Below are 19126 nucleotides of genomic sequence, written 5' to 3'. Positions count from 1 at the left end.
ACTTTTGACGAAGGGCTAGCAAAAGTCCTGACCGCTGTGTCAGACTCGCCGCCATGACAACGGATGTCACTGACACCGGTCTCGGGACGATCCGAACCGGGATCCTCGGCGGGGGCTTCATGGCCCGCGTGCACCGCACGGCCGCCCGAGACGCGGGCGGCGCGCTGCGCGCCGTCGCCACCCGGTCCGCCCAAGGCGCGAGGGATGCCGCGCAGCTGCTCGGCGCCGCACGCGCCGAGCACGACGCGGAGGCGCTGCTCGACGCCGACGACATCGACGTCGTCCACATCTGCACCCCGAACGCCACGCATGCCGACCTCGCCCTGCGCGCGCTGCGGGCGGGCAAGCATGTCGTGTGCGAGAAGCCCCTCGCCACGACCGCCGCCGACGCCGCCGCGCTCGCCGCGGAAGCCGCCGAGAGCGGGCTCGTCGCGGCCGTCCCCTTCGTGTACCGATACCACCCCATGGTGCGGGAGGCCAGGGCGCGCATCGCCCGCGGCGAGGCCGGGGAGCTGCTCACGCTGGACTGCTCGTACCTGCAGGACTGGATGCTGCGGCCCACCGACGACGACTGGCGGGTGCGATCCTCGTCCGGCGGGGCCTCCCGCGCGTTCGCCGACATCGGCTCGCATCTGTGCGACCTCCTCGAGTTCGTCACGGGTGACCGGATCCGCGCCCTGAGCGCCCGTACCCGCCGGGTCTTCGCCGAGCGGGCCGGGCAGGCCGTCGACACGGAGGACATCGTCGCCGTGCTCGTCGAGACCTCGGCGGGGGCGCTCGGCACGCTGCTCATCTCGCAGATGGCGGCGGGCCGCAAGAACGCCCTCACCCTGGAGCTGCACGGGACGCGGCAGAGTCTGCGGTTCGAGCAGGAACGGCCGGAGGAGCTCTGGGTCGGCATGCGCGAGGAGTCGCGGCTGCTGCTGCGCGACCCCGCCACGGCCGACCCGGAGTCCGCCCGGCTGCAGCGTGTCCCGGCCGGGCATGCCATGGGGTATCAGGATGCCTTCAACGGTTTCGTCGCCGACGTCTACGCCGCGATCGCGGGCGACGTCCCCGATGGACTGCCGACGTTCGCCGACGGCCACCGCGCGGCCGTGCTGACCGAGGCCGTGCTCGATTCCGCCGCCCACGAGGGCCGCTGGACGGAGGTGCCGGCATGACCGCGACGACGACGCAGCCGGTGCTGCGGGTGGCCGGGATCCGCAAGGCGTTCTTCGGCGTGGAGGTGCTGAAGGGCATCGACTTCGACGTGCGGCCCGGGGAGGTGCACGGCCTCGTCGGCGAGAACGGCGCGGGCAAGTCCACCCTCATGAAGATCATCGCGGGCGTGCAGCCGGCCGATGAGGGGACGATCACGTACCGCGGCGCGGAAGTGCGCCACGCGCACCCGCGGCAGGCGATGGACGCCGGCATCGTCACGGTGTTCCAGGAGTTCACCCTGCTCCCGGAGCGCACGGTCGCGCAGAACGTCTATCTCGGCCGGGAGCCGCGGCGCGCGGGGCTCATCGACGTCCGGGCCATGAACGTGCGCACCGGGGAGCTGCTGAGCGATCTCGGCGTCTCCTTCATCGATCCGCAGTCCCGCGTGGGCTCGCTGACGGTGGCCGAGCAGCAGATCGTCGAGATCGTGAAGGCGCTGTCGTTCGACGCGCAGGTGATCTCGATGGACGAGCCGACCGCCGCCCTCAGCGACCGCGAGGTGGAGCTGCTGTACGCGATCATCCGCCGGCTCACGTCCCGAGGGGTCGCCGTCATCTACGTGTCGCACCGGCTGAAGGAGATCTTCGACCTCTGCGACCGGATCACGATCCTCAAGGACGGCGCCCTCGTCTCCACGGACGAGACAGCGGCGCTGACCACCGACGAGCTCGTGCGCCGGATGGTGGGGCGGTCGATCCAGTCGTACTTCCCCGACCCGGTGGCCGGCACGGCGGTCGGCGCGCCTCGACTCGAGCTCGACGGCTGCGGGAACGCCTACGTGGACGGGGTGTCGCTGATGCTCCGTGCGGGGGAGATCGTCGGGGTGGCCGGGCTCCAGGGGTCGGGGCGCACCGAGCTGGTGGAGGGCGTGTTCGGCATCCAGGCCTTCACCCGCGGCGCCGTGCGGATCGACGGGAAGCCGGTGCGGATCGGCGGACCACGCGCGGCCGTGCGCGCCGGGCTCGCCCTCGTCTCGGAGGACCGCAAGGCGCAGGGGCTCGCGCTCGGACAGTCGATCCTCGACAACGCCCTGCTCGTGGTGCGGAACGTGTTCGCGGGACGCGCCGCGGCGTCGCGCCGGGAGGTGCCGGGGGTGCTCCGCACGCTGGAGGTGTCGTCGCGCGGCCTCGACCAGGAGGTGCGCTTCCTGTCCGGCGGCAACCAACAGAAGGTGGTGCTGGCGAAGTGGCTGCTCACCCAGCCGCAGATCGTGCTCTTCGACGAGCCGACGCGGGGCATCGACGTGGGGGCCAAGTACGCCGTCTACCAGCTCATGCGCGAGCTGGCGGCACAGGGGAAGGCCGTGCTCATGGTCTCGAGCGAGCTCCCGGAGGTCATCGGCATGAGCGACCGCATCCTCGTCATGCATGACGGCGAACTCGTCGCCGAGCTGCCGGCCGGTGCGGCCGAGCACGAGATCCTCGCGGCGGCCACCGGCGCCGACCGCGGTCCTTCGACGAACGGGGGTGCGCGATGAGCCGCCGCACCGGAGCCCGTCTCCGCATCGACTCGACCGTCATCGTGCTCGGCATCCTGCTGCTCGCGCTCGTGGTCGGCGCGATCCTCGTCGCCACGGTCGGTCGCAACTTCCTCAGCCCGGGGAACATCCGCGACATCCTGACCGGGATGAGCGTGCTCGGCCTCGTGGCCATCGGGCAGACGCTCGTGGTGCTCGGGGCCTCGCTCGACCTGTCGGTCACCTACGTCATCAGCCTGTCGAGCCTGCTCGCGGCGACGATGATGGCCGGGAACGCGGGGAACATCCCGCTCGCCGTGATCGTGACGCTCCTCGTGTGCGCGGGGATCGGGCTCGTGAACGGGCTCATCGTGACCGTGCTCAAAGTCAACGGCTTCATCGCGACGCTCGGCGTCGGGCTGATCCTCCAGGGCATCCTCAACACGAACTTCGAAGGCTCGGCGGGCGAGGTCCCGTGGGCGTTCCAGCTCATCGGCGCGACCGGCGTCGGACCGATCCCGGTGTCCACGCTCATCATGATCGCGCTCGCCGTGCTGGTCTGGGTGCTGCTGAACCGCACCCGCACCGGCGCCCATCTCTACGCCGTCGGCGGCGACCCCGAGATCGCTCGGCTCAGCGGCGTGCGCACCCGCCTCCCGCTGATCTGGGCGCACGTGCTGTGCTCCGTGTTCGCGGGCCTCGCCGGACTCCTGCTCGCCAGCCGTCTCGGCGTGGGCAGCCCGACGGTCGGTCAGCAGGGTGGCTACGCGCTGCTCTCCATCGCCGCGGTCGTGCTCGGCGGCACCCTGCTCCTCGGCGGACGCGGCTCGATCTGGGGCACCATCGGCGGCGTCGCCATCCTCGCCGTCGTCGACAACGTCATGAGCGTGCTGCAGGTGAATCCCTTCCTCAAGGACGTGGTGCGCGGCATCGTCATCGTCGCCGCGGTCGCCGTCTACAGCCGGCGGGCCATCGTGCGGCGTCGTCCCCGCTTCGGCGCCGGCGGCACGCGCACCGGGGGAGACGACGCCGCGAAGGCGGCCGAAGCCGACATGGCGGTCGCGGCCGCCGAGCTCGCGGATCCGACCACCGAGGTCGCCGCCGTCGACAGCGCCGGGGATACCGCCTCCGTGCGGGAAGGAGGACGCTCATGAACGCGCTGCGCACCTTCGTCAGCCCCCGCGGGGCGGTCTTCCTGCTGCTCGTGATCCTGCTCGTCGCGGTCGCCGTGCTCAACCCGAGCTTCGCCGAGCCCGGGCAGTTCATGCGGTACCTGCAGCGCGTCGCCCCCATCGCGATCGTCGCGATCGGGCAGTACTTCGTGATCATCGCGGGGGAGTTCGACCTCTCCCAGGGATCGCTCATCACGGCGCAGGTCATCATCGCCGGCAACCTCGTCGGCCAGGACGACGCCCGCACCCTCCCTGTCCTGCTGCTCATGATCGTGTTCGGCGTGGTCGTCGGGCTCGTGAACGGCGTCCTCACGACGCTGCTCAAGGTGCCGTCGTTCATCGTGACGCTGGGCATGATGCTCGCCCTGCTCGGCGGCGTGATGTGGTGGACGGGCGGCGCGGCCACGGGGAACCCGGCCGACAGCTTCCGGGAGATCGGTCGCGGCGGGATCCGCGACCTCCCCGTGCTGGAGTTCCTGCCCTGGGCCGTCCTCCTGCTCGCCGCCTGGCTCGCCCTCGGCATCGTCATCACCAAGCGCCCGCTGGGCAAGACCCTCATCGCGATCGGCGACAACGCCCGCGCGGTGGACTACGCCGGTGCCCGCCGGGCCTGGGTCACGACCCGCGCGTTCGTGCTGTCCTCCCTCTCGGCCACCCTCTCCGCCGTCCTGCTCGTCGGGTACGCGGGGGTGCACCCGTCCGTCGGCCGCGGCTACGAGTTCACCGCGATCACCGCGGTGGTGCTCGGCGGCGTCGTGCTCGGCGGAGGACGAGGGTGGATCGTCGGCGCCGTGGCCGGAGCCTTCGCACTGGAAGCGCTGTTCCTGCTCCTGAACATCGCGGGCGTCCCATCCACGCTCCGCGACGCCGTGCAGGGCGTCATCATCATCGCGGCCGTCGCCTATGCGGGGGTCGCCTTCCGAGCCCGCCGCCGGCGCGGTCCCCAGCCGACGGACGTCTCGACCGCGGGGACCGAGAACGCCGAGAACCGCACCACCGCATCAAGCCCTACAACCAGAGGAGATTAGCAATGCGACGATCGATGAAGATCGCCACCGCAGGGGTGGCCCTCTTCGGCCTCATCGCGCTCGCCGGGTGCACGACCGACCCGTCCGTGGCGCCGGCGGAGTCGGAGAACCCCGAGGAGTCGGCCGAGACCACCGAGTGGTTCGACCAGGAGCTCTTCGACAAGCAGGACGAGGAGCGCGGCGTCGACCCCCAGGGCCCCGCCGACCAGCCCTACCTGCAGCACATCAACGCCGAGATGGTCGACACGTCGGAGTTCGCCAGCACCGGCGCCAAGAAGGCCTGCTTCGCGAACGCCTCGATCTCGAACCCGTGGCGGCAGACGGGCTGGATCACGATGAACGAGCAGCTGAAGGTGCTGCAGGAGTCGGGCGCGATCAGCGAGATGGAGACCCGCGACGCGCAGGACTCCGACGACACCCAGATCGCCGACATCGACTACTTCATCTCCGAGGGGAACTGCGACGTCTTCCTCATCTCGCCGAACAGCACGGCGGCGATGACCCCCGCGGTCGAGCGGGCGTGCGAGACGGGCAAGCCGGTGGTCGTGTTCGACCGCGGCGTGAACACCGACTGCCCTGTCACGTTCATCCACCCGATCGGCGGCTTCGCCTGGGGCATCGACACCGCGGAGTTCCTCATCGACAACCTGGAAGAGGGCGACAAGGTCGTGGCTCTCCGGATCCTCCCCGGCGTCGACGTGCTGGAGCACCGCTGGGCCGGAGCCGAGAAGCTGTTCGAGGAGGCCGGGATCGAGGCCGTCGACCACTTCACCGGTGCCGACCCCGCCGAGATCAAGAGCATCATCAGCGACGAGCTCGCCAAGGGTGACGTGCAGGGCATCTGGATGGACGCGGGTGACGGTGCCGTCGCCGCCATCGAGGCCTTCGAGGACGCCGGAGCCGACTACCCGGTGATGACCGGCGAGGACGAGATGAGCTTCCTGCGCAAGTGGAAGGACACGGGTCTCACCGGCCTCGCTCCGGTGTACTCGAACTTCCAGTGGCGCACCCCGCTGCTCGCGGCGCAGATGATCTTCGCGGGTGAAGAGGTGCCGAAGGAGTGGGTGCTCCCGCAGAAGCCGATCACCGAGGCCGAGCTGGACGACTACCTCGCGGCGAACGAGGGGATGCCCGACGGCCACTACGCCAAGTTCGGCGGCGAGGACCTCCCCGGCTACCCGACGGTCTGGCAGGAGCGTCAGATCCCGTAACCCCGTGTGCTCCCGCCCTTCCGCTCGGCCCGCGCCGAGTGGGAGGGTGGGAGCACCCGTACGATCACAAGGACAACGATGCCCCGCACGATCGCCGTCAACACCTGGGTCTGGACGTCTCCGCTGACGGACGACACCCTGGAGCCGCTCGCCCGCACGGCGGCGCGGATGGGCTACGACGCCCTGGAGCTGCCGCTGGAGAGCGTCGGCGACTGGGATCCGCTCCGGGCCCGCACCGTGCTGGACGGCCTCGGCATGGGCGCGGTCGTGGTCGGCGCGATGGGTCCTGGTCGCTCGCTGCTCGCGCGCGCCGGAGACGTCGCCGCGACGCAGGACTACCTCCGTGCGTGCCTGGACGCCGCGGCCGTGCTCGGGGCCTCGATCGTCGCCGGACCCTTCTACGCGCCGACCGGCGTCACCTGGCGCATGGACGAGGCGGAACGGGCGGAGGTCGTCGGCGAGCTCCGGGATAACCTCGCTCCGCTCGCCAGGGAGGCCGCGGCGATCGGCGTGACGCTGGCCGTCGAGCCGCTCAACCGCTACGAGACCAGCGTGCTGAACACCGTGGCGCAGAGTCTGGATGCGCTGGCGCCGCTGCTCGGTGCCGGGCTGGGGCTGGCCCTCGACACCTACCACCTCAACATCGAGGAGAAGCGGCCGGCCGACGCGGTCCGCGCGGCCGGCGCCGCCATCGCGCACGTGCAGGTGTGCGGCAGCGACCGCGGTGCCGTGGGCGACGACCACACCGACTGGCCGGAGATGCTCCGCGCGCTCGACGACGCCGGCTACCGCGGCGCCCTGGGACTGGAGAGCTTCACGGGGGAGAACGCGACGATCGCCGTCGCCGCCTCCGTGTGGAGACCGCTCGCCGCCAGTCAGGACGACCTCGCCGCCCGCAGCATCGCCCACCTGCGCGCCCTCGGTGCCTGAACCCCGCCCGCCGCACGAAGCCCCGCGATACGAAGGAGTATCCATGAGCAGTCACCCGGTCACCCTGTTCACCGGCCAGTGGGCCGACCTCCCGTTCGAGGAGGTGGCCCGCCTCGCCGCGGAGTGGGGCTACGACGGGCTGGAGATCGCCGCGTCCGGCGACCACCTGGACCTCCGTCGGGCGGACGAGGACGACGCCTACGTCGCCTCCCGGCGCGAGATCCTCGACCGGCACGGGCTGCAGGTGTTCGCGATCTCCAACCACCTGGCCGGGCAGGCGGTGTGCGACGACCCCATCGACTTCCGCCACGAGGGCATCCTGCGCCCGTACGTCTGGGGCGACGGCGAGACCGAGGGTGTCCGGCAGCGGGCGGCGGAGGACATGAAGCGGGCGGCCCGGGTGGCCAGGAAGCTCGGCGTCGACACCGTCGTCGGCTTCACCGGGTCGTCGATCTGGCCCTATGTCGCGATGTTCCCGCCGGTGCCGGAGGCGGTGATCGCCCAGGGCTTCCAGGACTTCGCGGACCGCTGGAATCCGATCCTCGACGTGTTCGACGGGGAGGGCGTGCGCTTCGCCCACGAGGTGCATCCGGGGGAGATCGCGTACGACTACTGGTCGAGCGTCCGCACCCTGGACGCGATCGACCACCGCGATGCGTTCGGCTTCAACTGGGACCCCTCGCACATGATGTGGCAGAACATCGACCCCGTCGGCTTCATCGTCGACTTCGCCGACCGGATCTACCACGTCGACTGCAAGGACACCCGTCTGCGGCCGCGGAACGGCCGTGCCGGGGTGCTCGGCTCGCACCTTCCGTGGGGCGACCCCCGGCGCGGCTGGGACTTCGTCTCCACCGGCCACGGCGACGTGCCGTGGGAGGACGCCTTCCGTGTGCTCGACGCGATCGGCTATGACGGCCCGATCTCGATCGAGTGGGAGGACGCCGGCATGGACCGCCTGCACGGCGCGCCCGAGGCGCTCGGATTCGTGCGCTCCCTGCTGTGGCCGCCGCCCGCGGCCGCCTTCGACGCCGCGTTCCGCCACCAGTGACGGGCCCGGTGTCCCCGGGCCGTGCTCAGGGCTCCCGCAGGCGGACCAGGCGCTCGTGCCCGGTCTCCTCGAGCTCGGCGATGTCGTCGCGCGACTTGAGGAAGTCGGAGAACGACCGGTAGCCGAGGGCCTTCTCGCTGAAGGACGGGTCCATGCGGCGCATGTGCGTCTTGACCGCGGAGCTGTGCAGCCATTCGTCGGCGTCCGCCTTGTCGTGGCCGAGACGCAGCGCGCGCTCCAGGAGCCGTGTGGCCTCGCCCTGGTCGTCGATCTTCTCCTCGACCTTGGGCTCCTCGGCGGCGGTCTTCGTCTTGGCCTTCGCGCGCGACTTCGACGCGGTCTTGGGCTTCGGGGCGCCCGTGTCCGCGGTGGCCGGCGCGGACGGCTCCGCCGGAACCTCGACCGCGGGGGCGACGGCGGGCTGTGCCGCCTTCGTCGGACGCGCCACGCCGGGGAGCGAGTCGTAGGACTCGAACTCGTCGCAGGCCGCAGCGAGGGACTTCGCCGTGGACCCGGCGACGCCCACGCCGATCACGTACCGGCCGAGGCGCTTGCAGCGCTGGGCGAGCGGCACATAGTCGCTGTCGCCCGCCACGATGACGACGTGGGTCAGGTCCGGCAGGCGGAACATGTCCTCGACCGCGTCGACCGCCAGCCGGATGTCCGCGCCGTTCTTCGCGTACGCCGCGGCCGGGAAGAGCTGCACGAGATCCACCGCGCGCGCCACGAGCTGCGAGCGGTACTCGGCGTTGACCGGCGACGACCAGTCCGCATACGCCCTCGTCAGCACGAGCGTGCCGAAGGACGCCGCGTAGTCGATGATGGCGCCGACCTCGATCATCGCCCGGTTCAGCCGCTCGGCGACCTCGGGGTCGTTCGGGTGCTCCGTGATGCGCTGGCGATCCTTGCCGTAGGAGTTGCGGCCGTGGACGCGGTCGTACCAGGAGATGACGATGTTGTCGAAGTCCAGGTACACCGCCACGCGGGCGTCGGTCGTCTCAGCCACGGTCGTCCTCCTCACCGGGGTACCGGACGCCGATCTGCGCGCGGATCTCGTCGAGGGCCCCCATGATGGCGACGCTCTCCGCGATGGGGAGGATGTCGCCCTCGAGGAGACCGTCGCGGACCAGACGCTCGGCCGCGAGCGCCTGGTACTGCATGCCGCGGCCCTCGACCTCCGAGACGTACTCCTCCTGCACGGTGCCGTCAGGCCGCACGACGCGGAAGGAGGTGGGGGTGTACCAGACCCGATCGATGTCGATGCGGGCCTCGGTGCCGACGATGCTCGCGGCGTTGGGGCCGGCACCGCGCGAGGAGGAGAGGCTCGTGGAGACCGCCCCGCTTTCGTGGATCATGACGGTGGCGACCTCGGAATCGGCTCCGGTCTCGACCAGACGCCCCACGGCGCGGATGGTGGTCGGTGCCCCGAGGATGTCCCAGATGAAGGAGATCGGGTAGATGCCGAGGTCGAGCAGCGCGCCGCCGCCGAGCTCGAGCGCATTCAGACGGTGGGCGGGGTCGGTGGGCAGCTGCTGCGTGTGGTCGGCGCTCACGGCGCGGATCTCACCCAGGGCGCCGTCGGCGAGGAGCTCGCGGATGCGGACCATGTGCGGCAGGTAGCGCGTCCACATCGCCTCCATCACGAGCAGCCCGCGCTCGGCGCCGAGCCGCTGGAGGTCTTCGGCCTGGGCACGGTTGAGGGTGAACGCCTTCTCCACGAGCACATGCTTGCCGTGCTCCAGGGCGAGCCGGGCGTTCTCGTGGTGCATCGGGTGCGGTGTGGAGACGTAGATGATGTCGACGTCGGGATCGGAGACCAGCGCCTCGTACGACGGATGCGCGTGCGCGATGTCGAAGCGTGCGGCGAAGGCGTCGGCCGACTCCTGCGAACGAGAGCCCACCGCGACGAGGTCGAGGCCGGCCGTGCGCAGATCGGATGCGAAGGCGCCGGCGATGCCGCCGGTCGCGAGGATTCCCCAACGAAGTCCAGTCATCCTCTCAGCGTAGAGGGTGGCGCATGTGACCGTCTGTGACATCCGGTGACCTCCGGCTTCCGCCCCGTGGCCCGGGTGGCGGCCGCGGTCCTACCGTGTCGGCATGACGGAACCCCTCGTGATCGGCGCCATGGTGCGCACCCTCGGCGCCTACCCCTCCGGGTGGCGGTACCCCGGAGCCCACCGCGACCCCGCGGGAGACGCCGACATCCTCCGCCGTATCGCGCGGGAGGGGGAGGACGCGGGCCTGGACTACCTCTTCTTCGGCGACTGGCTCGCGACCGGACCCGACCTGGAGTTCCGCGATCCCTACCTGCTGGCCCGCATCGACCCGCTGAGCGCGGTGCTGTTCCTCGCCGGGGTGACCTCCCGGATCGGACTCATCGCGACGGTCAACACCACCTATGCCGACCCGTACGCCACGGCGCGGGCCCTGGCCTCCCTCGACGTCCTCACCGACGGCCGGGCGGGGATCAACCTCGTCACCGGCGCCGAGCCGCGCGCCGCAGGGAACCACGGTCGCGAGGCCCACGCCGACACCGAGACGCGCTACGACCGGGCGGAGGAGTTCGTCGTCGCCCTGCGCCGGCTCTGGGACTCCTGGGCCGAGGACGCCTGGGTCGCGGATGCCGAGCGCGGCGTGCTCATCGACCCCCGGGGGCTGCGCGCCGCCGACGTCCAGGGCGCACACGTGCGGGTCGCCGGCCCGCTCAACGTCACCCGCCCGCCGCAGGGGCGCATCCCGATCGTGCACGCGGGGACCTCGCCGCGGTCGCGGGCGCTCGCGGCGACCGCCGCCGACCTCGCCCTCATCGCCGCCCCCACCCTCGCCGACGCCGTGGCCACGCGGCGGCTGCTGCGGGATATCGCGGCGGAGGCGGGCCGTCCCGCGGAGGAGCTGAAGGTCATCGCCCCGGTGCTCCCCGTCGTCGCGGGGTCCGACGCCGCCGCCCACCGGATCGTCCGGCGGCTGCTGGAGCTCGTCCCGCTCGCGGAGGGCGGGCAGCGGGAGCGCGTCGGATTCCCGGCGAACCGCACGGTGGAGGCTCTGGCCGACGCGCTGGAGGTGGCCGCCGACGACCCGCTGCGGGCCGCGGCCTTCGACACTCCGGTGACGGTCGCCGAGGCCGCACGCCTGGGGGAGCGGGGCGCCGCGCTCGTCGAACGGCTCGCGGGGATCGCCGGACTCCGGGTCGGGACGCCGGACGCCCCGACCTGGCGGCATCTCGTCGCCGCGCACGCCGTCCCTGCGGCCTTCGTCGTCGGCGACGCCGGCACGATCGCCGACCACTTCGCGCACTGGCGCGACGAGGGCGCCGCCGACGGCTTCAACGTCCTCTCGGCGTTCCAGCCCGGGCAGTTCGAGGCCTTCACCCGCCTCGCAGCCCCCGAGCTCCGTCGTCGCGGTCTTCTCCGGACCCCGGAGGAGACCGGTCAGGGGGCCGGTGCGGAGACGCTGCGCGACCGCCTCCGTGTGACGTCGCGAGTCGGCGCGTGACCACGCGTGTCGTCTCGCGACACCCGGAGTCCGCGGCCTCGCCGCTGCACCCCGCCGCTTCCTACCGTGAACACCACCCGCACTGCACCCGCACCCGACACCCTGCCTTCCGAACCCGAGGAGTCCTCCGCATGAACCGCCGCCTCATCCGCACCGCCGCCGTCGCGGTCCCGCTCGTCCTGGCGGGCAGCCTCGCCGCCTGCGCCAGCTCGCCCGCCCCGGGGAACACCCCGGCCGCGGCGGGGGACCCCGTCTCCGGCGGCACGCTCACCTACCTCGAGCACCAGGCCTACACGAACCTGTATCCGCCGCAGGCCGGCTTCTACCCGAACGGCGGCATCGTCAACAACATCGCCGCCCGGCTCACCTGGCAGAACCCGGAGACGCTCGAGATCGAGCCCTGGATCGCCGCGGAGTGGACCGTGAACGACGACGCCACGGAGTACACCTTCGACCTCAACCCTGACGTGACGTTCTCGGACGGCACGCCCGTGGACGCCGCCGCCGTGGCGAAGAACTTCGACACCTACGGGCTGGGCGACGCCGAGCGCGGGCTCACCGTCTCCGAGGCCATCAACAACTACGCCGGCAGCGAGGTGGTCGACGAGGACACCGTGACGTTCCGCTTCAGCGCGCCGTCGCCCGGATTCCTGCAGGCGACGTCGACCATCAACTCGGGACTGCTGTCCCCCGAGACCCTGGACGGCACGATCGAGGACTTCGGCGCGGGCAACGCGGAGAACATCATCGGCTCCGGCCCCTTCACCGTCACGGACGAGAAGCTCGGTACCGAGTACACCCTCACCGCCCGCGATGACTACGCCTGGGGCCCGGACAGCGCCGAGAACGACGGCCGTCCGTACCTCGACGCCGTGCACGTGCTGGTCACCCCCGAGGACTCCGTCCGCATCGGGTCGCTGCTCGCGGGCCAGGCCGACTACGTCCGCTACGTCCAGGCGTTCGACGAGGACCGCGTCGAGGGCGCCGGATTCACGCTGTACGCCCCGCAGACCCGCGGCGTGAACAACTCGATCGCCCTCCGCCCGGAGAACCCGCTGCTGTCTGACATCCGCGTGCGCCAGGCGATCATCGCCGCGGTCGACGCGCAGGAGGTCGTCGACACCCTGTTCACCGAGAACTACCCGGTGGCCACGTCGGTGCTGTCCTCGCAGGCCGCGGGATACAAGGACGAGTCCGCGCACTACGCCCACGATCCGGAGAAGGCGGAAGCGCTGCTCGACGAGGCAGGCTGGGTGCCCGGCGCCGACGGCATCAGGGAGAAGGACGGCGAGCGGCTGTCCATCACGGTCTACGAGGCCAAGCCGCAGCCCCTGTCGAAGCAGACCCTGGAGCTCGTGGCGCAGCAGCTCGCGGCGGTCGGCGTGGAGCTCACCGTCAAGCCCGGCGATGCGGGCAGCTACGCGGAGGACACCCGTGATCCGCTGAAGACGGGGTTCTACCACTCGATGGTCGGCCGTGCGGACCTCGACGTGATCAAGAGCCAGTACTTCACGAAGAACCGCGACGTGCTCATCTCTCAGGACGCGACGCTCGACGAGCTGCTGCTCGCCGTCGCCTCCGAGCCGGACGCCGAGAAGCGGGTGGCCGCCTCGCAGGCCGTGCAGGACTACATCGCGGAGCAGGCGTACGTGATCCCGCTCTTCGAGGAGCCGCAGGTCTACGGTGCGGCCACGTACGTGCACGGCGTCGCGTTCGAGTCGGTCGGCCGCCCCACGTTCTCCGGCGTGTGGCTCGCGGAGCACTGAGGACCACGGTGACCCCATGACCTTCGTCCTCCGACGGGCCGGGCAGGCCGCGATCGTGCTGATCGCGGCCTTCACGGCCACGTTCTTCCTGTTGCAGCTGCTGCCGGGAGACGCCATCCTCATCAAGTTCTCCGACCCGAGCCTGGGGCTCTCGCCGGAGCAGCTCGACGACATCCGCGCGACCTACGGCGCCGACGTGCCGTGGGGGGAGCAGTACCTGCACGCGGGTCTCGGCTTCCTGGCGGGCGACTTCGGCTACTCGACCCAGTACGGCACCCCGGTGCGGACGATGCTGGCCGAGGCGCTGCCCGCCACGCTGCTGCTCGCGGCGCTCGGACTCCTGGTCGCTGTCGTGCTCGCGGTGCTGATCGCGGCGCTCTCCGCGCTCGCCCCCTTCGCGTGGCTGCGGGACGGCCTGCGGCAGGTGCCGGGACTGTTCGTCGCGGTGCCGGTGTTCTGGCTCGGCATCCTCCTCATCCAGGTGTTCTCGTTCGGGCTCGGCTGGGTGCCGATCGTGGGAGCCGACCCCGTCAGCGGCCTGTTCCTCCCCGTCCTCACGCTCGCCGTGCCGATCTCGGCGCCCCTCGCCCAGGTGCTGGTCCGCTCCATCGACCGGGTGCAGGCGCAGCCGTTCGTGACGGTGGTGCGGGCGAAGGGCGCGCCGCCGGCGTGGGTGCTCACGCGCTCGGTCGCGCGCAACGCCGCCGTCCCGACGCTCACCATCGCGGGGGTGCTGTTCGGAGAGCTCGTCGGAGGAGCGGTGGTCACCGAGACGGTCTTCGGCCGCACCGGCATCGGACGCCTCACGGAGCAGGCGGTCGCGAACCAGGACATCCCGGTGCTGCAGGGGGTGGTGCTGCTGTCGGCCCTGGGGTTCGTGGTGATCAGCTTCGCCGTCGACCTCGCCACGCCCCTGATCGATCCGCGGCAGCGGCGGGCGGCGCGCGCCGCCCGGTCCCGCCCCGTCCGTCCCGCCCAGGAGGTGCCCGCATGACCGCTCCCGTGATCGCGGAGACCACCGTCGAGACGCCCGGTGCCCCGCCCGCGCCGTCCGCCCCGGCTCCCGCCTCGGCCTCCCGTCCGCGACGACGCTTCCGCGCCTGGGGGCTGTACCTGGCGTTCGCGGTCGTCGCCGTGGCGGTGCTGTGGGCGGTGATCCCCGGAGTCTTCGCGCCGGGCGACCCGCTGACCGGCGTGCCCGCCGACAAGCTCCTGCCCCCGAGCGCCACGCACTGGTTCGGGACCGACGCGCTCGGCCGCGATCTGTTCGGCCGGGTCGTCCACGGCGCGGTGCACTCGCTGTCGGGTGCGCTGATCGCGGTGACGGTCGGCCTCGCGCTCGGCACGCTCCTCGGAGCCGTCGCCGGCGCGACCGGCGGCGTCGTGGACGACGTGCTGATGCGGATCGTCGACGTGCTGCTGGCCATCCCGGGGCTGCTGCTGTCGCTCTCTGTCATCATCCTGCTCGGCTTGGGCACCGTCAACGCGGCGATCGCCGTGGGACTCGGCAGCGTCGCAGCCTTCGCCCGGCTCATGCGCGCCGAGGTGGCGCGGGTGCGGCGCACCGAGTACGTCGAGGCGGCCTTCGGCAGCGGCGGCACCTTCGTCGCCGTGCTGCGCCGGCATGTGCTCCCGAACGCCCTCACCCCGATCGTCGCGCTCGCCGCCTTGCAGTTCGGCACGGCCATCCTCGCCATCTCCACCCTCGGCTTCCTCGGCTACGGGGCCCCGCCGCCCACCCCCGAGTGGGGGCTGCTGATCGCCGAGGGACGCAACTACATCGCGACCGCCTGGTGGCTCACGGCGCTGCCCGGCCTCGTGGTGGTCGCCGTCGTGCTCAGCGCCAACCGCATCAGCCACCGGCTCGGAAGGAACACCCGATGACCGCGCCAACACCCGTCCTCACCGCGACGGACCTGCGGGTCTCGTACGCCGGCAGCGAGGTCGTGCACGGCCTCTCGTTCGCCATCGCCGAGGGGGAGACGCTCGCCCTGGTCGGCGAGTCGGGTTCCGGCAAGTCCACCACGGCGCACGCCCTCCTCGGCCTGCTGCCCGAGGGCGGACGGGTCGAGGGCGGCCGCGTCCGGCTCGGCGACCTCGACATCTCCGGATGGTCGGATCGGGCGTTCCGCGGCATCCGCGGTTCGGAGATCGGGCTGGTGCCGCAGGATCCGACGACGTCGCTCGACCCGGTGCGCCCCGTCGGCGTGCAGGTCGCCGAGGTGCTGCGCCTGCACGGTCATCGCGACCGTCGTTCCCGGAACGCCCGCGTGCTCGAGCTGCTCGACCGCGTCGGGCTGGACGACCCCGATCTGCGCGCCCGACAGTATCCGCACGAGCTCTCCGGCGGCATGCGGCAGCGCGTCCTCATCGCGGCCGCGATCGCCCTCCGCCCTCGGCTGCTCATCGCGGACGAGCCCACCAGTGCTCTCGACGCCACGGTGCAGCGCCGCGTGCTGGACCTGCTGGACGAGCTGCAGCGCGAGGACGGCACGAGCATCCTGCTCGTGACGCACGACCTCGGCGTCGCCGCGGACCGGGCGGCGCGGATCGCGGTGCTGAAGGACGGCCGGATCGTGGAGCAGGGGCCGAGTGCGCAGGTGCTCGCGGAGCCGGAAGACCCCTACACGAGGCAGCTGCTCGCCGACGCGCCCGCCTTCACCACCGGCTTCCGGCGTCCGGACGCGCCGCCGTTCCTCCGGGATGCCGCGGCGGTGGCCGCCGAGAAGCCGTGGGAGATCGTGGCCGCGGGCCTCGTGAAGGAGTTCCGGGTCGCGGGTCGTGAGCGCTTCCGGGCGGTCGACGACGTCTCCTTCCGGGTGCGGCGCGGGACGACCCATGCGCTGGTCGGCGAGTCCGGATCGGGCAAGTCCACCACCGCGCGCCTGGTCACGCGCTTCCTCCGTCCGGACGCCGGGACCGTGGAGCTCGCGGGGGAGGACGCGACGGCCGTCGAGGGGGCGCGACTGCGTGCGCTGCGGCGGCGGATCCAGCTCGTGTACCAGAACCCGTTCGCCTCCCTCGACCCACGGCAGCAGATCGCCGACATCGTGGCCGAGCCGCTGCACAACTTCCGCATCGGGACCCGCTCCGAGCGTCGGGATCGGGCGGTCGCGCTGCTCGAACGCGTGGCGCTGCCGGCCGATGCGGCCCGCCGCACCCCGAGCGAGCTGTCCGGCGGGCAGCGCCAGCGGGTCGCGATCGCGCGGGCGCTCGCCGTCGACCCGGAGATCCTCGTGCTCGACGAGGCGGTGTCGGCGCTCGACGTGACGGTGCAGGCGCGCATCCTCGAACTGCTCTCCGCGCTCCAGGCCGAGCTCGGACTCACCTACCTCTTCATCTCGCACGACCTCGCCGTGGTGCGCCGCATCAGCCACACCGTCTCCGTGATGCACCGCGGTCGCGTGGTGGAGGACGGGCCGACCGAAGAGCTGTTCCACGACCCGCAGCACGAGAACACCCGGGAGCTGCTGGCCGCGGTCCCCGGACGAACGGAGATCCTCGCATGAGCACCACCCCTCGTCCCACCGTCGCGTTCTTCACGCGGCTCCTCGACGACGCGTCCCCGGCCGACCGCTACCGCCTCGCCCTGGCGCAGATCCGGCACGCCGAGGAGTACGGCGTGGGGAGGGCGTGGGTGGCGCAGCACCACTTCCGGGCGGCGGAAGGCGGGCTGCCCTCGCCGCTCGTCTTCCTCGCGCACGCGGCGGCACGCACCTCGCGGATCCGCCTCGGCACCGGGATCATCACCCTGCCCCTCGAAGACCCGGTCCGCGTGGCCGAGGACGCCGTGGTGGCCGACCTGCTCGCCGACGGGAGGATCGACCTCGGGCTCGGCAGCGGCGGTACCCCGTCGTCCTTCGCGCCCTTCGGGGAGGACGTGCGCGACAAGGGGCCCACCTACGACCGCAAGCTCGGCGTGCTGCTCGACGCTCTCGCAGGCCGGGACATCGGTGCGGGGAACACGCTGTATCCGGACGCGGGGTCGCTGGCCGCGCGCATCTGGCAGGCGACGTTCTCGGCCCCCGGCGGTCATCGGGCGGGCGTCCACGGTCACGGACTGCTGCTGTCCCGCACGCAGCCCCGCCCCCACGACCGGCTGCACGCGCCGCTGTCCGCGCTGCAGGACCCCATCATCGACGCCTACCTCGATGCGCTGCCCGCCGAGGCGACCCCGCGCATCACCGCCTCCCGCACCGTGTTCGTGGCGGACGACCGCGCCGAGGCGCTCCGGTTCGCCGAGGTCGGGTTGCGGCGGGCGGCCGAAGGCTTCCGTCGGCAGGGCCAGACCATCCCCGGAAACGACCTCGACGACCTCATCGCCGCTCTCGACACCCATCTCGGCACGCCCGAGGAGGTCGCCGCCTCGCTCGCCGCCGACACCACGCTGCACCGCGCGACCGAGGTGGCATTCCAGGTGCACTCGGTCGACGCGCCGCACGCCCACGTCCTGCGCTCGATCGAGCTGTTCGCGACCGAGGTCGCACCGGCCCTCGGCTACGCGCTGACCCCGCCGGATCCCGAGAGCACCCGCACTGCCGAGAACACCCCCACCGTGAAGGAGAACGCATGACCGCCGACATCGTCGACCAGCTGACGGGGGTGACGCCGGAGCTGGATGCGCTGCGTCGTCGCCGCCCCGTGACCAGGGAGCAGCTCCAGGCGAGCTTCGACGCGCTGTTCCACCCGGTCTCCGCGGAGCACGTCTCGCTCGCCGAGCGCGCGCTCATCGCGGCGTTCGCGACCGCTCTCGCCGGTGCCGACGACCCCACGGCGGAGTTCTACGCCGGGAGGGCCCGCGAGATCGACCCGGAGCGCGCCGCGATCGTCGCCCGAGAGGCCGAAGCAGCCGCGACCACCGGACCGTTCGGCGCCTACACCGAACGCGGGCTGGAGGCCGAGAGCACCGACGGCGCGCGGTACGTGCCGGCCGAGGCGGCGTCGGCTGCCCTGGGGGAGCGCCTCGCGGCGGCTCTCGCGCACACGCACCTGCTGGTGTTCCGCCCCCGCGAGGCATCAGGCGCCGACCTCGGCCGCCTGCACGACGCCGGCTGGTCGACGGACGGCATCGTCACGCTGTCGCAGCTCGTGTCGTTCCTCGCCTTCCAGCAGCGGGTCGTCACCGGCCTGCGGGTGCTCCAGGACGCCGGGCTCACCGCCACCGCCACAGCCACCGACACCGACACCGACACCGACGAGGAGGCCGCATGACCGCCGCCGACACCGTGCTCCGGCACGACGACGCCCCCTATCCCGACGCCTTCACCCGCGCCGAGGTCGGCTGGACGCCGCACCTCGCGCCGCTGGCGGAGGAAAATCTCACCCCGCGACACCTCGATGGCCTCGTTGACGCCGCCCGCGCGAAGAACGAGTACTTCCGGCTGCTCGCGCGCGACCCCGAGGTGCTCCGCGCACGCACCCTCGTCGACAAGGACATCTTCTACAACACCGCGGAGGGGCTCCCGCGCGCGGAGCGGGAGCTCGCGGCCACCGCCGCCTCCCGCCGCAACGGCTGCGTGTTCTGCGCGTCGGTGCACTCCCGGTTCGCGGCGCATCACGGCAAGCGGCCGGAGGACGTCGACGCGCTCCTCACCGAGGGCGTGGACGCGGACCTCGGGGAGCGCTGGAACGCGATCGTCGCCGCCGCGGTCGCGCTGACCGACACGCCCCGCGCGTTCGGAGCCGCGCACATCGCGCGCCTCCGTGCGGCCGGACTGGACGACCTGGAGATCGCGGACGTCGTGCACGGCGCGGCCTTCTTCAACTGGGCGAACCGGCTGATGCTCTCGCTCGGCCGCCCTGTCGCTCCCGCCTGAT

The 19126-nt window shown here is 72.2% G+C and carries 17 protein-coding genes; 15 read left to right on the top strand and 2 right to left on the bottom strand.

The window, feature by feature from the left end; genetic code table 11:
* Nucleotides 1–53 precede the first annotated feature (53 nt).
* From AB0300_RS01000 to AB0300_RS00970, 7 genes are all read left to right on the top strand, one after another.
* Nucleotides 54–1163: a Gfo/Idh/MocA family oxidoreductase gene (locus AB0300_RS01000; protein WP_025105578.1), complete on the top strand. Its 1110-nt coding sequence runs from the start codon at nucleotides 54–56 to the stop codon at nucleotides 1161–1163.
* The gene (locus AB0300_RS00995; protein WP_025105579.1) at nucleotides 1160–2680 is read left to right on the top strand and encodes a sugar ABC transporter ATP-binding protein; all 1521 of its coding nucleotides are present in this window, start codon (nucleotides 1160–1162) and stop codon (nucleotides 2678–2680) included. The genes AB0300_RS01000 and AB0300_RS00995 overlap by 4 nt, the downstream gene beginning before the upstream one ends.
* The gene (locus AB0300_RS00990; protein WP_025105580.1) at nucleotides 2677–3813 is read left to right on the top strand and encodes an ABC transporter permease; all 1137 of its coding nucleotides are present in this window, start codon (nucleotides 2677–2679) and stop codon (nucleotides 3811–3813) included. Before AB0300_RS00995 ends, AB0300_RS00990 begins: the two co-directional genes overlap by 4 nt.
* A complete protein-coding gene (locus AB0300_RS00985; protein WP_366215305.1) occupies nucleotides 3810–4859 on the top strand; it encodes an ABC transporter permease in 1050 nt (349 codons plus the stop codon). Before AB0300_RS00990 ends, AB0300_RS00985 begins: the two co-directional genes overlap by 4 nt.
* A gap of 2 nt (nucleotides 4860–4861) precedes the next feature.
* Complete coding sequence (locus AB0300_RS00980; RefSeq protein WP_025105582.1) at nucleotides 4862–6070, top strand: substrate-binding domain-containing protein; 1209 nt, start codon at nucleotides 4862–4864, stop codon at nucleotides 6068–6070.
* 78 nt (nucleotides 6071–6148) lie between these two features.
* Nucleotides 6149–7000, top strand: coding sequence for a sugar phosphate isomerase/epimerase family protein (locus AB0300_RS00975; protein WP_126893338.1), 852 nt, complete (start codon nucleotides 6149–6151; stop codon nucleotides 6998–7000).
* Nucleotides 7001–7043: 43 nt separating this feature from the next.
* Nucleotides 7044–8051: a sugar phosphate isomerase/epimerase family protein gene (locus AB0300_RS00970; RefSeq protein ID WP_366215304.1), complete on the top strand. Its 1008-nt coding sequence runs from the start codon at nucleotides 7044–7046 to the stop codon at nucleotides 8049–8051.
* Between the two features lie 25 nt (nucleotides 8052–8076).
* Here the strand turns inward: AB0300_RS00970 and AB0300_RS00965 are convergent, their stop codons facing one another.
* Both AB0300_RS00965 and AB0300_RS00960 read right to left on the bottom strand, forming a co-directional pair.
* On the bottom strand, nucleotides 8077–9057 hold the full coding sequence (locus tag AB0300_RS00965) for an NYN domain-containing protein (protein ID WP_126893336.1): 981 nt from the start codon (nucleotides 9055–9057) through the stop codon (nucleotides 8077–8079).
* Nucleotides 9050–10045 carry a Gfo/Idh/MocA family oxidoreductase gene (locus tag AB0300_RS00960; protein ID WP_126893335.1) on the bottom strand — a complete coding sequence of 332 codons (996 nt, stop codon included), beginning with the start codon at nucleotides 10043–10045 and terminating at the stop codon, nucleotides 9050–9052. Before AB0300_RS00960 ends, AB0300_RS00965 begins: the two co-directional genes overlap by 8 nt.
* A gap of 103 nt (nucleotides 10046–10148) precedes the next feature.
* Here AB0300_RS00960 and AB0300_RS00955 point away from each other — a divergent pair, with 103 nt between their 5' ends.
* The 8 genes from AB0300_RS00955 (at nucleotide 10149) to AB0300_RS00920 (ending at nucleotide 19125) form a co-directional block, all read left to right on the top strand.
* Nucleotides 10149–11543, top strand: a complete 1395-nt coding sequence (locus AB0300_RS00955) for an NtaA/DmoA family FMN-dependent monooxygenase (RefSeq protein WP_366215303.1) — start codon at nucleotides 10149–10151, stop codon at nucleotides 11541–11543.
* Nucleotides 11544–11674: 131 nt separating this feature from the next.
* A complete protein-coding gene (locus AB0300_RS00950) occupies nucleotides 11675–13309 on the top strand; it encodes a TIGR04028 family ABC transporter substrate-binding protein (RefSeq protein WP_366215302.1) in 1635 nt (544 codons plus the stop codon).
* 16 nt (nucleotides 13310–13325) lie between these two features.
* Nucleotides 13326–14303, top strand: a complete 978-nt coding sequence (locus AB0300_RS00945; RefSeq protein ID WP_025105589.1) for an ABC transporter permease — start codon at nucleotides 13326–13328, stop codon at nucleotides 14301–14303.
* On the top strand, nucleotides 14300–15193 hold the full coding sequence (locus AB0300_RS00940; RefSeq protein ID WP_366215301.1) for an ABC transporter permease: 894 nt from the start codon (nucleotides 14300–14302) through the stop codon (nucleotides 15191–15193). The genes AB0300_RS00945 and AB0300_RS00940 overlap by 4 nt, the downstream gene beginning before the upstream one ends.
* A complete protein-coding gene (locus AB0300_RS00935) occupies nucleotides 15190–16818 on the top strand; it encodes an ABC transporter ATP-binding protein (RefSeq protein WP_366215300.1) in 1629 nt (542 codons plus the stop codon). Before AB0300_RS00940 ends, AB0300_RS00935 begins: the two co-directional genes overlap by 4 nt.
* On the top strand, nucleotides 16815–17882 hold the full coding sequence (locus AB0300_RS00930; RefSeq protein WP_366215299.1) for a putative FMN-dependent luciferase-like monooxygenase: 1068 nt from the start codon (nucleotides 16815–16817) through the stop codon (nucleotides 17880–17882). Before AB0300_RS00935 ends, AB0300_RS00930 begins: the two co-directional genes overlap by 4 nt.
* The gene (locus tag AB0300_RS00925) at nucleotides 17879–18520 is read left to right on the top strand and encodes a CMD domain protein (protein WP_366215298.1); all 642 of its coding nucleotides are present in this window, start codon (nucleotides 17879–17881) and stop codon (nucleotides 18518–18520) included. The genes AB0300_RS00930 and AB0300_RS00925 overlap by 4 nt, the downstream gene beginning before the upstream one ends.
* The gene (locus AB0300_RS00920) at nucleotides 18517–19125 is read left to right on the top strand and encodes an alkylhydroperoxidase domain protein (protein WP_366215297.1); all 609 of its coding nucleotides are present in this window, start codon (nucleotides 18517–18519) and stop codon (nucleotides 19123–19125) included. Before AB0300_RS00925 ends, AB0300_RS00920 begins: the two co-directional genes overlap by 4 nt.
* The last annotated feature ends 1 nt before the right edge of the window (nucleotide 19126 follow it).

It is taken from the genome of Microbacterium sp. NPDC078814, assembly GCF_040702645.1.
Taxonomy (GTDB): Bacteria; Actinomycetota; Actinomycetes; order Actinomycetales; family Microbacteriaceae; genus Microbacterium.
Note: the sequence above shows the minus strand (reverse complement) of the source record. Positions and strands in the feature narration are given on the sequence as shown.